Genomic DNA, 13,074 nt, shown 5'->3' on the forward strand with positions numbered 1-13,074 from the left:
TTCGCAGTCCAGCGGGGATAAATCCCCTCGCCACAGGGTGTTCCACCTGCAGAACAGCGGTGTTCCGTCACCCGAAACAAAAAAACCATGACGCTGACACTGGACAGCCCGGCCGACTACGCTCACCTTAGTAACGCTGTCGTCCACATTCCTAGAAAGTCTGGAGTCCTTATGTCGCTTACCCCTGAGCTGGTTGCCGAACTGGAAATCCTTGCACTCTTCAACCTGGACAGTTCCCAGGAAGGCCTGAAAATCCATCAGACCGCTGCCCCCTCTGCCATCGCTGCTGCCAAACGCCTGTACGAAAAAGACCTGATCACCCTGTCCGATGGCGGTTACCTGACCAGCCTGGGCCGAGATGCCGCCGAGCATGTGCAAAGCCTGTTGACCATTCTTAACGTTGTTCAAGAAGCCGCCTGACTCCCCCTGCCGCCCACGGAAATCTCCTTCAGCGAGATTTCCGCAGGCGCACTGGCACCCCGTGTAAAAAATCTGACGTCAAAAACCCATTTTCAGCTTAAGAATTCCCAAGGTCGGGCGCTAAACTGCCATTAGCTGTGATCTCCCACGTTCGACGCCGCGAGCCGGTTTGAGCCGACATGACCCGCAATCACGAAATACGCCCCGATCTGGACGAGGGAATCGACCGCAAGGTCCTGAGCCAGTTGCGCGCACGTTTTCTCAAGCTCAACAGCGTCCGGATGGAGCGCGCCCTGGAAGGCCTGTCGACCCGCCAGCAAGGCGTGTTGACGTTGCTGCCGCTGTTTTTCCACGTCAACCATCCACTGCTGCCTGGCTACGTCTCGGGCGGTACGCCTGCCGGGCTGTCGAACTATGAGCCCGACGCCAGCGTCCTGGCCGAGGCCCAGCGGCTGACCCGTTCGTTCTCCTACAAGCCGCGCCACGGCAGCAATCCGCCGCGCCCGATTCTTGGCCTGTTTTTGATGGGCAGCCTGGGCACGCTGGCCCAGGCCGATCAGAGCGACATGGATGTGTGGGTCTGCCACGGGCCGGACCTGAGCGACGACGAACTGGCCGAGTTGCGCAAGAAATGCCAGCTGCTGGAGGCCTGGGCCGCGACCCAGGGCGCCGAAGCCCACTTTTTTCTGATCGACCCAGCGCGTTTCGTGCGAGGAGACCGGGACAATCAGCTCAGTTCCGACGATTGCGGCACGACCCAGCACTATCTGCTGCTGGACGAGTTCTACCGCACCGCGATCTGGCTGGCCGGGCGCACACCGATCTGGTGGCTGGTGCCGGTCTATGAAGAAGACAATTATGAGCAGTACACCCATACGCTGATTTCCAAGCGCTTCATCCGCGCGGATGAAACCCTGGATCTCGGGCATCTGGCCTACATCCCCGCGGGAGAATTCATCGGCGCCGGGCTCTGGCAATTATTCAAAGGCATCGAATCGCCGTACAAGTCTGTGCTCAAGCTACTGCTGACCGAGGTTTATGCCAGCGAGCACCCGAACGTGCGCTGCCTGAGCCTGCGCTTCAAGCAGGCTGTGTTTGCCAATCGCCTGGACCTGGAAGAGCTCGACCCGTACATGGTGGTCTACCGCCGCCTGGAGGAATACCTCAATGCCCGTGGCGAACCCGAACGCCTGGAGTTGATCCGACGGGCGCTGTACCTGAAGGTCAATCGCAAGCTAACCGGCCAGGGGCGCAGCAGCGGCTGGCAACGGGTGCTGCTCGAACGACTGGCCCAGGAATGGGGCTGGGACCAGCGTCAACTGGCGCTGCTGGACAGTCGCAGCCAATGGAAGGTGCGCCAGGTCAGCCACGAGCGACGAGCGCTGGTCAACGAGCTCACCCACAGCTATCGCTTCCTGACCCAGTTCGCCCGCACCGAGAAAACCGTCAGCCTGATCAACAGGCGCGACCTTAACGTCCTTGGCAGGCGGTTGTACGCCGCTTTCGAACGCAAGGCCGACAAGGTCGAGTTCATCAACCCTGGCATTGCCCCGGACTTGGCCGAAGACACCCTGACGCTGGTGCAGTCACCCAACAAGAAAGAACCGGGACAGAATCAGTGGGGCCTGTACAACGGCAGCCTCAACGCCCTGGAGTGGGAAAACTTCGCGCCGATCAAACGCAGCCGCGAGTTGCTGGAACTGCTGACCTGGTGTCATCGCAACGGCGTGATCGACAGCAGCACGCGCCTGGCGCTGCACCCAGGGGACAGCGACCTGAGCGAGTTCGAATTGTTCAACCTGCTGGGCAGCCTGCAACAGTCCATCGCCCTGCCCCTGACCACCGTGGATGAAGAGCAATTGCTGCGCGCCAGCGTACCCAGCGAAGTGTTGATCCTGGTGAACGTCGGCGTCGACCCGCTCAAGCATCACCGCGACCTGAATATCCTGATGACCACCGAGCGCACCGACTCCCTGAGCTACGCCGGGGTGCGGGAGAACCTGGTGCTGACCCTCGACCAGATCACGCTCAACAGCTGGAATGAAGTGCTGGTCAACCGCTTCGACGGCGAGCACGCCCTGCTCGACTGCCTGCGCGACTACCTCAACGACCTGCCCGTCACGCAGCGCCAGCCGCGCTTGCAGGTACGCTGCTTCTGCCACAACCGCGCGCAGTTCATCGCACGACGGGTCGAGGACGTCATCGAAACGGCCCAGACCCTGCTGTTGAGCCGGCTCAACCATCGCTATCTGCTTCAGGTCCAGCAGCACTATCACGTACTGGAGCTGGTGCCCGGCCATGTCAACCATGTGGCGCTGGGCAGCCTGTCGGCACTGATGGATTACCTGGGCGAGGAACTGACGGCCTACAGCCCGCTGCATCTGGACTCGATGGCCCTGGAAGACCACGACCTGGCGCTGGTCCTGCCCATGGGCCAGCCCGAGTGCATTCAGGTGTTCTACCGGATCAACGAGGACGACGCCGAGCTGTACGTGCTCGATGAATTCAACGCCTTGTGGCAACAACGCCTGCCGTACCACGACGAGCACAGCCTGCTGGTGCCACTGCAACGCTTCCTGCAATCGGTGCTGTACCGCCGCGACGCCCTGCTGCCGATGGATGCCGCCCAGCCGTTGACCCTGGAAACCCTGTACTACCAGCTCCTGCCCTCAGGCCCCGGACGAGCACGGCGGATCGAGGCGCGACAAACGCCGCAGACGCCAGAAAACAAGCCGTTCTACGACGTGCAGGCCATCATCGGCAAAGCCGCGCACGGGCAGGTGCACGTCACCCTGTATTGCGATCAGCAGGAGTTTTCGGAGTTGGAACATGGCGACCAGTTGTTCAGCGTGGTCGCCAGGGAGATCGTCGAGCAACGCCGCGAGGCCAAGCGCTACCGTTGCTACATCACCGACCTGGACCTCTCGGGCCTGGTGGGCGATGGCGCCTGTTCAAGTAATTTGTACCTGCGCTACAAGGCCGACCTGGAACGCGCGCTGAACGAGGCGCTGGCCTCGGTCTGACGCCCTCAGAGGTGGAAATCACCGCCCGCTTCAGGCTGATATTCCACGGCCAGCAACGTCAGTTTCAGCGTCTTGCCACCTGGGGCCGGCCAGTCGATGTGCTGGCCGACCTTCAGCCCCAGCAATGCGCTGCCCACCGGGGCGAGGATCGAAATCTTGCCTTCGTCGGCATTCGCGTCCTGGGGGTAGACCAGGGTCAGGTGATAGTCCTTGCCACTGCTTTCTTCGCGGCAGTGCACGCGTGAGTTCATGGTCACGACATCGGCGGGCACTTCATCGTGGCCCACCAGGTTATCGGCGCGATCCAGTTCGGTTTGCAACGCAATCACGCCCGGCAGCGTTTCATCGAGGCTGTCGATCAGGCGTTCCAGACGCTGTACGTCCAGACGGGTAAGGGTGATGGAAGGTGCGGTCATGATCCTGGCAGACTCCTTTCTTCTGCACAAAAAAAGCAAAACCCCGCCACAAGAAGACGGGGTTTTCACGGGCCTCGATGAGTTGAGGCGTAGCCGGACACTATCACAGCTCAATAAATAAACAACCCGGGCGGGGTCTACTCATTGTCATGGGAAGCAACATCACCTCGCCACAAATTACCTCAGCGACTGGCGCTCAAGCGCCTCGGCACAGATAACCCGGCGGCGCTCATCGTCGGCCGAGCGCCATTCGCGGATGTCTTCCACATGACGGAAACAGCCGAGGCAGACCTTCTGTTCATCCAGTTTGCACACGCTGGTACAGGGTGACGGCACGGTGGGGCTGACGTTGCTGTAGAGCGGCTTGGGGGGCCGTGGCGGGGCGATCTGGCTCACGCCGTCACAGGCCTTCGAACTCGAGTTCCACGCCCGCCTGCTGCTTGACGATGCGCTCGAGCATCTCGCCCAACTGCTCCTCGCTCTTGTCGCACTGCCAGCGCTCGCTTTCCTCGTTGTAGTCGAAGTGGAACCCGCCAGACACCGCCGCCAGCCATAACTGCCGCAACGGCTCCTGGCGACTGAAGATCAACTGGGTGCCGTTCTCGAACTTGACGGTCAACACGCCGGCGGAGCTTTCCAGGTCGACATCCAGGTCACTGTCGTCAAACACATCCTCCAGCGTTTGCTGGGTGGTATCGACCAGATCGTGGAAACGGGCTTCAGTCAAACTCATTGCGGCAACCTCGAAAATGTCTGCTCATGCTCAAGCGCCGCAAAGATACGGACGCTTCCCGGCGATTGCAAAGGATATACCGACCGGCGACAGCCCGCGCCGGGAAATGCCCGGTGGCCTGTCGGACGGGAGCCCCGTTGCATAGGCAAGCCGCCGGGTGGCCGGTATACTCCGGCGCAATTAACGCATTTTCAAGGATTTCGCCATGAAGCGCCTGATCTCTTCCCTTGCTGCGCTCGTCGCGGTTGCCTGCCTTGTGACGGCCTGTGGTCAAAAAGGTCCGCTGTACCTGCCTGACGACAGCAAGTCCCCTGAAGAGCAGGCCAAGTCGTCGCAAGCCAAATCCCACGCGCACGACACCCACACCACTTACTAAGGGAACGCCATGGACGCTTTTAACTACCGTGGCGGGGAGCTGTTCGCGGAAGGGGTTGCCCTGTCCGCCATCGCCGAACGTTTCGGCACGCCGACCTACGTCTATTCCCGCGCCCACATCGAAGCCCAATACCTGGCCTTTGCCGATGCCCTTGCCGGCATGCCGCACCTGGTGTGTTTCGCCGTAAAAGCCAACTCCAACCTGGGTGTGCTCAATGTCCTGGCGCGCCTGGGCGCCGGTTTCGACATCGTCTCCGGCGGAGAGCTCGAACGCGTCCTGGCGGCCGGCGGCAGCGCCGACAAGATCGTGTTTTCCGGCGTCGGCAAGACCCGTGAAGACATGCGCCGCGCCCTGGAAGTTGGCGTGCATTGCTTCAACATCGAATCCACCGACGAGCTCGAGCGCCTGCAAATCGTCGCCGCCGAGCTGGGCGTCCGCGCTCCGATCTCCCTGCGCGTGAACCCGGACGTCGACGCCGGCACCCACCCATACATCTCCACCGGTCTCAAGGAAAACAAGTTCGGCATCGCCATTGCCGACGCCGAAGACGTGTACGTGCGCGCCGCCCAACTGCCGAACCTGGAAGTGCTCGGCGTCGATTGCCACATCGGCTCGCAGCTGACCACCCTCGAACCGTTCATCGATGCCCTCGACCGCCTGCTGGCGCTGGTCGACCGCCTCGGCGACTGCGGCATCTACCTGCGTCACATCGACCTCGGTGGCGGTGTCGGCGTGCGCTATCGCGATGAAGAGCCGCCCCTGGTGGCCGACTACATCAAGACGGTGCGCGAGCGCCTCGAAGGCCGTGACCTGGCGCTGATGTTCGAGCCGGGCCGCTACATCGTGGCCAACGCCGGCGTGCTGCTGACCCAGGTCGAATACCTCAAGCACACCGAGCACAAGAATTTCGCCATCGTCGATGCGGCCATGAACGACCTGATCCGCCCGGCGCTGTACCAGGCGTGGATGGACGTCACCGCCGTGCGCCCTCGCGATACAGCCGCCCGCCCCTACGACATCGTCGGGCCGATCTGCGAAACCGGCGACTTCCTGGCCAAGGGCCGGGAACTGGCGCTGGAAGAAGGCGATTTGCTGGCCGTGCATTCGGCCGGGGCCTACGGGTTTGTCATGAGTTCCAACTACAACACCCGCGGCCGTTGCGCCGAGGTGCTGGTGGACGGTGATCAGGCATTCGAAGTGCGTCGCCGCGAGACGGTAGCCGAGTTGTTTGCCGGCGAAAGCCTGCTGCCGGAGTAGAACCATGCTGCTGCGTTTTACCAAGATGCACGGCCTGGGCAATGACTTCATGGTCCTCGACCTGGTCAGCCAGCACGCGCATATCCTGCCCAAGCATGCCAAGCAATGGGGAGACCGGCACACCGGTATCGGTTTCGACCAATTGCTGATCGTCGAGGCGCCCAACAACCCGGACGTGGATTTCCGTTATCGGATCTTCAACGCCGACGGCTCGGAAGTGGAGCAATGCGGCAACGGCGCGCGCTGCTTCGCCCGCTTCGTGCTGGACAAGCGCCTGACGGCCAAGCGGCAGATCCGCGTCGAGACCAAGAGCGGCATCATCGAACTGGATGTGCGCAGCGACGGCCAGATCGGCGTCAACATGGGTGCTCCGCGCCTGGTACCGGCGGACATTCCATTCGAAGCGCCGGCCCAGGCTCTGAGCTATCCGTTGGAAGTCGATGGCAACACGGTGGAACTGGCGGCGGTTTCCATGGGCAACCCCCATGCCGTGCTGCGAGTGGCCGATATCAACAGCGCCCCGGTGCATGAGCTGGGGCCTAAAATCGAACACCATCCGCGCTTCCCCGCGCGGGTGAATGTCGGTTTCCTGCAGGTCATCGACCGTCACCGCGCACAATTGCGCGTCTGGGAACGCGGCGCCGGGGAAACCCAAGCCTGCGGTACCGGCGCCTGTGCCGCTGCCGTCGCTGCGATCAGCCAGGGGTGGATGGATTCGCCATTGTTGATCGACCTGCCCGGCGGGCGCCTGTCCATCGAATGGGCAGGCCCTGGCCAACCGGTGATGATGACCGGCCCGGCAGTGCGCGTATACGAAGGACAAGTTCGTCTTTGAGTGAGCCAAACCCATGACCGATCAGCCACAGGTTCCAGCCCCACAGCCCGACGAATCTCCCAGCCTTCCAGAAGTCGCGGCCGTGGCCGCTTACCTGGAGGCTCATCCGGACTTCTTCGTCGAGCATGAAGAACTGCTTGCGACGATGCGCATCCCCCACCGGCGCGGCGACACCGTGTCGCTGGTGGAGCACCAGATGAAAATCCTGCGCGAGCGCAACATCGAAATGCGCCATCGTCTTTCGCACCTGATGGACGTGGCCCGGGACAACGACCGGCTCTTCGACAAGACCCGTCGGCTGATCCTGGCCCTGATGGACGCCAGCACCCTAGAAGACCTGGTCATGAGCGTCGAAGACAGCCTGCGCCAGGATTTCCAGGTGCCTTTTGTCAGCCTGATCCTGTTCGGCGACAGCGCCATGCCGGTGGGCCGCTGGGTGACCCACGCCGATGCACAGACCGCCATCGGCGGCCTGCTGACGGAAAACAAAAGCGTCAGTGGCAGCCTGCGCGAGCATGAGCTGGACTTCCTGTTCGGCGAAGAACAGCGCAAGCAGATCGGCTCCACTGCCGTCGTCGCCATTGCCCATCAAGGCGTGCATGGCGTGCTGGCCATCGCCAGCCGCGATCCGCAGCATTATAAGAGCTCGGTGGGTACGCTGTTCCTGAGCTACATCGCCGAAGTCACCGGCCGGGTACTGCCACGGGTTGCCGGCTCGCTGCGCTCGGTACGCTGATGATGGAACGACAACTGGACGCCTACTGCGAACACCTGCGCAGTGAGCGCCAGGTGTCGCCCCATACGTTGTCGGCTTATCGCCGCGACCTGGAAAAAGTGCTGGGCTGGTGCCAGAAACAGAACATCAGCAGTTGGACGGCCCTGGATATCCAGCGTTTGCGCAGCCTGATCGCGCGCTTGCATCAACAGGGGCAATCTTCCCGCAGCCTGGCGCGCCTGTTGTCGGCGGTGCGCGGCTTGTACCACTACCTCAATCGCGAAGGCCTGTGCGATCACGACCCGGCCACCGGCCTGGCGCCGCCCAAGGGCGAACGCCGGCTGCCGAAAACCCTCGACACCGATCGCGCCCTGCAACTGCTTGAAGGTGCCGTTGAGGATGACTTCCTGGCGCGACGGGACCAGGCGATTCTCGAGCTGTTCTATTCTTCCGGCCTGCGGCTTTCGGAGCTGACAGGGCTGAACCTGGATCAATTGGACCTGGCCGACGGCATGGTCCAGGTGCTCGGCAAAGGCAGCAAGACACGCTTGCTACCCATCGGCCGCAAGGCCCGCGAAGCCCTGGCTCTATGGCTGCCGCTGCGGGCGTTGACCAACCCCGCCGACGACGCGGTGTTCGTCAGCCAACAGGGTCGACGCCTCGGCCCGCGAGCGATCCAGGTGCGGGTCAAGGCGGCCGGCGAACGTGAGTTGGGACAGAACCTGCACCCGCACATGCTCAGGCATTCCTTCGCCAGCCATTTGCTGGAGTCCTCCCAGGACCTGCGCGCCGTCCAGGAGTTGCTCGGCCATTCGGACATCAAGACCACACAGATCTATACCCACCTGGATTTCCAGCATCTGGCGACGGTCTATGACAGTGCCCATCCCAGGGCCAAACGCATCAAGGGCGACGCATCATGACCATCGAGCTCATCACTTTCGACCTCGACGACACCCTGTGGGACACCGCCCCGGTGATCGCCAGCGCCGAAGCCGTATTACGCCAGTGGCTGACCGACAACGCCCCCAATCTGGGTGGCTTGCCGGTGGAGCACCTTTGGGCAATTCGCGAGCAAGTACTGCGCGAAGAGCCAGGCTTGAAGCATCGCATCAGTGCATTGCGCCGGCGCGTGCTGTTTCGGGCCTTGCAGGAAGCCGGCTATGACCAGTGGCAAGCGTCCGAGCTGGCGGACCAGGCATTCGAGACGTTCCTGCAGGCCCGTCATCAACTGGACATTTTCCCCGAGGTGCAGCCCACCCTGGAAATCCTGGCCAATCATTTCGCCCTCGGCGTGGTCACCAATGGCAACGCCGATGTGCGTCGCCTGGGGCTGGCAGATTATTTCAAATTCGCCCTGTGCGCCGAAGACATCGGCATCGCCAAGCCGGACGCGCGACTGTTCCACGAGGCCTTGCAACGGGGCGGTGCCACGGCGCAGACCGCCGTGCACATCGGTGATCATCCGGGCGATGACATCGCCGGCGCCCAACAGGCCGGCCTGCGCGCCGTGTGGTTCAACCCGGCGGGCAAGGCCTGGGACGCCGATCACGCGCCGGATGCGGAGATTCGCAGCCTGACTGAATTGCCAGGGCTGCTGGCGGGGTGGCATAGCCAGCCCTGAACCCTTTGAAGCGGTGTACTGCGGCGCTATGCCGGATACAAATCCTGTGGGAGCGGGCTTGCTCGCGAAAGCGGTGGGTCAGCTTGCACAGTTGTTGAATGTAGCGCCGCCTTCGCGAGCAAGCCCGCTCCCACAGGGACTGCGTCTGGCCTGGGAACTGCGCCCATGAAAAAGCCCGCAGCGACGGCGGGCTTTTTCAGCAAGCAAGAAGCAAAAGCTCAGATAGGGCGGCTGCCGTACTTGTTATCAGGCTTCTTGGGCGGATCAGCGACCACGTTGGCCTCCACTTCCTGCACCTTTCCACCCCTGGCCAGGAATTCCTCCATGGCCTTGGCGAGCGCATCACGCTCCTTGTTCTTGGCCTCTACGCTCGGCAACTCGTCGACCGATACCGCCGCCTTGGCCTTGCCTTTGGCGGTCGGTGCCGGTACATCGGCCCCTTCATCATCGTCGGCAACGTCTTCAGCCGCTGCTTCCAGGCCTTCTTCGGCCTCGTCTTCGTCACCTACTTCGAGGTCGTCGTTTTCCAGATCATCGTCGCTCATGTTCTACCTCATGACTTGCGAAAAGCAGATTAGTTATAGCCCAGCTTCGCCATCTGTCGAAGGCTGCCAGAAAAAATTCAACATCCGCCAGCAAACAGCGGTTATGCCCCTTCACCGTACAAGGTGGCGAGGACTTTACGAGCACCGCCATGATCACGGTGCTCGCCCAGATAGACACCTTGCCAGGTACCCAGCGCCAACCGTCCTGCCGTGACCGGCAGACTGAGCTGACAACCCAGCACGCTGGCCTTGAAGTGCGCCGGGAGGTCGTCCAGGCCTTCGTCGTTGTGCTCATAATCGGCGGTTCCTTGTGGGATCAGCCGATTGAAAAATCGTTCGAAGTCTCGACGCACCGCCGGATCGGCGTTCTCGTTGATGGTCAACGAGGCCGAGGTATGCTGCAGCCACAGATGCAACAGACCGACACGACACGCCTGGAGTTCAGGCAGGCCGGCGAGCAACTCGTCCGTTACCAGATGAAAGCCCCGGGGCCTTGCCCGCAGGGTTATCAGCGTCTGTTGCCACATACAGATCTCCGCACGTTCGGCGCGCATTCTAGCGCGCTCTGGGAAAAAACAAAGGGCCTAATGCGCCTGCCTCTACGTAAGCCTTTGGCCGTAGAAAAACCGATGTCGCATCCACAACAAAAGACGTCGGGAAAACCAGCGCGCTATGTGAGCACTGACAAATCCCGGACAAAAAAATGCCCGGCGAACCGGGCATTTTTTTATCGCGCGTGTTTACAGGTTGTAACCACGCTCGTTGTGCTGGGCCAGGTCCAGGCCCACGGCTTCTTCTTCCTCGGAGACACGCAGACCCATGACGGCGTCCAGCACCTTGAGGATGATGAAAGTGACGATCGCGGTGTAGACCACCGTGAAAGCCACACCCTTGAATTGAATCCACACTTGCGCACCGATATCGGTCACAGTGCCGAAGCCACCCAGGGCCGGTGCTGCGAACACGCCGGTCAGGATCGCGCCGAGGATACCGCCAATGCCATGCACGCCGAAGGCGTCCAGGGAATCGTCATAACCGAGTTTGCGCTTGAGGGTGGTGGCGCAGAAGAAGCACACCACGCCTGCTGCCAGGCCGATGACCAGGGCGCCCATCGGGCCCACGGTGCCGGCAGCCGGGGTAATCGCGACCAGACCCGCCACTACGCCCGAGGCAATGCCCAGTGCGCTTGGCTTGCCATGGGTGATCCACTCGGCAAACATCCAGCCCAGCGCGGCAGCGGCGGTGGCAATCTGGGTGACCAGCATCGCCATGCCGGCGGTGCCGTTGGCGGCGACGGCGGAACCGGCGTTGAAGCCGAACCAGCCGACCCACAGCATGGCGGCGCCCATCAGGGTGTAACCCAGGTTATGCGGTGCCATTGGCGTGGTCGGGAAGCCTTTGCGCTTGCCCAGTACCAGGCACGCCACCAGGCCGGCGATACCGGCGTTGATGTGCACCACGGTGCCGCCAGCGAAGTCCAGCACGCCCCAGTCCCACAGCAGGCCGCCGTTACCGGACCAGACCATGTGTGCAATCGGTGCATACACCAGGGTGAACCACACGCCCATGAAGACCAGCATGGCGGAGAACTTCATCCGCTCGGCAAACGCACCGACAATCAGCGCCGGGGTGATGATGGCGAAGGTCATTTGGAAGGTGATGAACACCGCTTCAGGGAACAGCGCCGCCGGACCGGTCAGGCTGGACGGGGTAACGCCCGCCAGGAACGCTTTGCCCAGGCCACCCACGAAGGAATTGAAATTGACGACGCCCTGCTCCATGCCCGTGGTATCGAACGCGATGCTGTAGCCATAAATGACCCACAGGACGCTGATCAGACCGGTAATGGCGAAGCACTGCATCATCACGGAAAGAAGGTTTTTCGACCGAACCATGCCGCCGTAGAACAGCGCCAGACCGGGAATGGTCATAAACAGTACAAGAATCGTGGCAGTCAGCATCCAGGCGGTGTCGCCGGAATTCAGGACTGGGGCTGCCGCTTCTTCTGCCATGGCCAGGCCAGGCATTGCGAAGGACAACAGGGCTCCTAGCCCTGCGAATTTACGCAGAGTCATATTGTTTTCTCCTGGGGCGTTGGGTTTGGCGGCTTAGATAGCGTCGGTATCGGTTTCGCCGGTACGGATGCGAATAGCCTGTTCCAGATTGACCACAAAGATCTTTCCGTCACCAATCTTGCCGGTGTTGGCGGCCTTGGTGATTGCCTCGATCACCCGGTCAAGATCCTTGTCGTCAATGGCGACATCGATCTTCACTTTCGGCAGGAAATCGACCACGTATTCCGCGCCGCGATACAGCTCGGTATGACCTTTTTGCCGACCGAAGCCTTTGACCTCAGTAACGGTAATGCCCTGCACGCCGATCTCGGACAACGACTCGCGCACGTCGTCCAACTTGAACGGCTTGATGATGGCAGTGACTAGCTTCATGAAACTTTCTCCCGAATTGGTGGACTTGCCCCAGGAAAACAAACCCGACTCAAGTCTAAGCGCAGTGCCTGGCTTTGTAACGCATCGTCGGCCCAAGTTGCCCGACTGGTGCCAGTTAACCGCTCCTGACGAAACTCCCCGCTCCGCCTGTTGCACTGCATTCGTCACAACGACTGCATCAGTGCATGGGTCATCAGCCTCTAAGCAGAAAGCTTGCCATCTGTGCCCAACCCCACTGATTTCAATCCTTTCAAGCGTCTGCCGGCCTGCGCTGCGCCACAAACCGCAGCGTTACGCACAACAACAGTGCGACGACGCCCGGCCTCGTGCGCGAAAAGCGTGCATCCGTTGCTCGCGAATTGACTATAGACACTGCGTGATACACTGCCTGCCATTGTTTCCAGGACACCTGCCATGCTTGCGCCCAAAGACCTCCTCGACGCCCTGAGCGGCCATGCTTCCCGCCTCTTGAGCGGCGATACCCCTCTGCCCAAAAGCGAAATCGAAAGCCAGTTCAAGGCCCTGCTGCAAAGCGGATTCAGCAAGCTGGACCTGGTGAGTCGGGAAGAATTCGATAGCCAGATGGTCGTGCTGGCCCGAACCCGGGCACGGCTCGAGAGTCTGGAAACCAAGGTCGCGGAGCTGGAAGCGCGACTGGCCCCAGCACAGGAATAACCCGCCTC

At 61.7% G+C, this 13,074-nt stretch carries 16 protein-coding genes; 9 read left to right on the forward strand and 7 right to left on the reverse strand.

Features of this window, described 5'->3' with window-relative positions:
* Positions 1-171: 171 nt before the first annotated feature.
* Positions 172-420: a TIGR02647 family protein gene (locus LOY70_RS28790; RefSeq protein WP_025216093.1), complete on the forward strand. Its 249-nt coding sequence runs from the start codon at positions 172-174 to the stop codon at positions 418-420.
* Between the two features lie 179 nt (positions 421-599).
* Positions 600-3,443 carry a class I adenylate cyclase gene (locus LOY70_RS28795; RefSeq protein WP_265032003.1) on the forward strand — a complete coding sequence of 948 codons (2,844 nt, stop codon included), beginning with the start codon at positions 600-602 and terminating at the stop codon, positions 3,441-3,443.
* A gap of 5 nt (positions 3,444-3,448) precedes the next feature.
* Here the strand turns inward: LOY70_RS28795 and rnk are convergent, their stop codons facing one another.
* The 3 genes from rnk to cyaY all read right to left on the reverse strand — a co-directional run bounded on the left by rnk (position 3,449) and on the right by cyaY (position 4,592).
* Entirely contained in the window at positions 3,449-3,859 is a 411-nt protein-coding gene (rnk, locus tag LOY70_RS28800) for a nucleoside diphosphate kinase regulator (protein ID WP_123343559.1), read from the reverse strand.
* A gap of 177 nt (positions 3,860-4,036) precedes the next feature.
* On the reverse strand, positions 4,037-4,255 hold the full coding sequence (locus LOY70_RS28805; RefSeq protein WP_265032005.1) for a DUF1289 domain-containing protein: 219 nt from the start codon (positions 4,253-4,255) through the stop codon (positions 4,037-4,039).
* A gap of 4 nt (positions 4,256-4,259) precedes the next feature.
* Positions 4,260-4,592, reverse strand: a complete 333-nt coding sequence (cyaY, locus tag LOY70_RS28810; RefSeq protein ID WP_123343557.1) for an iron donor protein CyaY — start codon at positions 4,590-4,592, stop codon at positions 4,260-4,262.
* A gap of 205 nt (positions 4,593-4,797) precedes the next feature.
* On the opposite strand from cyaY, the gene lptM reads away from it, so the two are divergent.
* From lptM to LOY70_RS28840, 6 genes are read left to right on the forward strand one after another with little or no spacing between them, the layout of a single operon-like run.
* Positions 4,798-4,968, forward strand: coding sequence for an LPS translocon maturation chaperone LptM (lptM, locus tag LOY70_RS28815; RefSeq protein ID WP_109752655.1), 171 nt, complete (start codon positions 4,798-4,800; stop codon positions 4,966-4,968).
* 9 nt (positions 4,969-4,977) lie between these two features.
* Positions 4,978-6,225 (forward strand): diaminopimelate decarboxylase, encoded by a 1,248-nt coding sequence (gene lysA, locus LOY70_RS28820; protein WP_265032008.1) that lies wholly within the window; start codon positions 4,978-4,980, stop codon positions 6,223-6,225.
* A gap of 4 nt (positions 6,226-6,229) precedes the next feature.
* Positions 6,230-7,060, forward strand: a complete 831-nt coding sequence (dapF, locus tag LOY70_RS28825) for a diaminopimelate epimerase (protein WP_060740090.1) — start codon at positions 6,230-6,232, stop codon at positions 7,058-7,060.
* A gap of 13 nt (positions 7,061-7,073) precedes the next feature.
* Complete coding sequence (locus LOY70_RS28830) at positions 7,074-7,796, forward strand: DUF484 family protein (RefSeq protein ID WP_265032010.1); 723 nt, start codon at positions 7,074-7,076, stop codon at positions 7,794-7,796.
* Positions 7,797-7,798: 2 nt separating this feature from the next.
* Positions 7,799-8,698, forward strand: a complete 900-nt coding sequence (xerC, locus tag LOY70_RS28835; protein ID WP_265038225.1) for a tyrosine recombinase XerC — start codon at positions 7,799-7,801, stop codon at positions 8,696-8,698.
* Complete coding sequence (locus LOY70_RS28840; protein WP_265032011.1) at positions 8,695-9,399, forward strand: HAD family hydrolase; 705 nt, start codon at positions 8,695-8,697, stop codon at positions 9,397-9,399. The genes xerC and LOY70_RS28840 overlap by 4 nt, the downstream gene beginning before the upstream one ends.
* Before the next feature lie 218 nt (positions 9,400-9,617).
* On the opposite strand, the gene sutA is transcribed toward LOY70_RS28840, so the two are convergent.
* The 4 genes from sutA to glnK all read right to left on the reverse strand — a co-directional run bounded on the left by sutA (position 9,618) and on the right by glnK (position 12,391).
* Positions 9,618-9,944: a transcriptional regulator SutA gene (gene sutA / locus LOY70_RS28845; protein ID WP_123343551.1), complete on the reverse strand. Its 327-nt coding sequence runs from the start codon at positions 9,942-9,944 to the stop codon at positions 9,618-9,620.
* 101 nt (positions 9,945-10,045) lie between these two features.
* Positions 10,046-10,471 (reverse strand): secondary thiamine-phosphate synthase enzyme YjbQ, encoded by a 426-nt coding sequence (locus LOY70_RS28850; protein WP_014340828.1) that lies wholly within the window; start codon positions 10,469-10,471, stop codon positions 10,046-10,048.
* 213 nt (positions 10,472-10,684) lie between these two features.
* Positions 10,685-12,019, reverse strand: coding sequence for an ammonium transporter (locus LOY70_RS28855; protein ID WP_025216105.1), 1,335 nt, complete (start codon positions 12,017-12,019; stop codon positions 10,685-10,687).
* A 33-nt stretch (positions 12,020-12,052) separates the two neighbouring features.
* A complete protein-coding gene (gene glnK, locus LOY70_RS28860; protein ID WP_002555808.1) occupies positions 12,053-12,391 on the reverse strand; it encodes a P-II family nitrogen regulator in 339 nt (112 codons plus the stop codon).
* A gap of 414 nt (positions 12,392-12,805) precedes the next feature.
* On the opposite strand from glnK, the gene LOY70_RS28865 reads away from it, so the two are divergent.
* Complete coding sequence (locus tag LOY70_RS28865) at positions 12,806-13,066, forward strand: accessory factor UbiK family protein (protein WP_025216106.1); 261 nt, start codon at positions 12,806-12,808, stop codon at positions 13,064-13,066.
* Positions 13,067-13,074: the final 8 nt, after the last annotated feature.

The sequence above is a fragment of the Pseudomonas sp. B21-054 genome, from assembly GCF_026016345.1.
In the GTDB taxonomy this organism is placed as follows: domain Bacteria; phylum Pseudomonadota; class Gammaproteobacteria; order Pseudomonadales; family Pseudomonadaceae; genus Aquipseudomonas.

Bases quoted from the DNA above. Each gene is read 5' to 3' on its own strand.
- LOY70_RS28790 (WP_025216093.1), top strand. From the start codon at position 172: ATGTCGCTTACCCCTGAGCTGGTTGCCGAACTGGAAATCCTTGCACTC.
- LOY70_RS28795 (WP_265032003.1), top strand. From the start codon at position 600: ATGACCCGCAATCACGAAATACGCCCCGATCTGGACGAGGGAATCGAC.
- rnk (WP_123343559.1), bottom strand. From the start codon at position 3,859: ATGACCGCACCTTCCATCACCCTTACCCGTCTGGACGTACAGCGTCTG.
- cyaY (WP_123343557.1), bottom strand. From the start codon at position 4,592: ATGAGTTTGACTGAAGCCCGTTTCCACGATCTGGTCGATACCACCCAG.
- lptM (WP_109752655.1), top strand. From the start codon at position 4,798: ATGAAGCGCCTGATCTCTTCCCTTGCTGCGCTCGTCGCGGTTGCCTGC.
- lysA (WP_265032008.1), top strand. From the start codon at position 4,978: ATGGACGCTTTTAACTACCGTGGCGGGGAGCTGTTCGCGGAAGGGGTT.
- dapF (WP_060740090.1), top strand. From the start codon at position 6,230: ATGCTGCTGCGTTTTACCAAGATGCACGGCCTGGGCAATGACTTCATG.
- LOY70_RS28830 (WP_265032010.1), top strand. From the start codon at position 7,074: ATGACCGATCAGCCACAGGTTCCAGCCCCACAGCCCGACGAATCTCCC.
- xerC (WP_265038225.1), top strand. From the start codon at position 7,799: ATGGAACGACAACTGGACGCCTACTGCGAACACCTGCGCAGTGAGCGC.
- LOY70_RS28840 (WP_265032011.1), top strand. From the start codon at position 8,695: ATGACCATCGAGCTCATCACTTTCGACCTCGACGACACCCTGTGGGAC.
- sutA (WP_123343551.1), bottom strand. From the start codon at position 9,944: ATGAGCGACGATGATCTGGAAAACGACGACCTCGAAGTAGGTGACGAA.
- LOY70_RS28850 (WP_014340828.1), bottom strand. From the start codon at position 10,471: ATGTGGCAACAGACGCTGATAACCCTGCGGGCAAGGCCCCGGGGCTTT.
- LOY70_RS28855 (WP_025216105.1), bottom strand. From the start codon at position 12,019: ATGACTCTGCGTAAATTCGCAGGGCTAGGAGCCCTGTTGTCCTTCGCA.
- glnK (WP_002555808.1), bottom strand. From the start codon at position 12,391: ATGAAGCTAGTCACTGCCATCATCAAGCCGTTCAAGTTGGACGACGTG.
- LOY70_RS28865 (WP_025216106.1), top strand. From the start codon at position 12,806: ATGCTTGCGCCCAAAGACCTCCTCGACGCCCTGAGCGGCCATGCTTCC.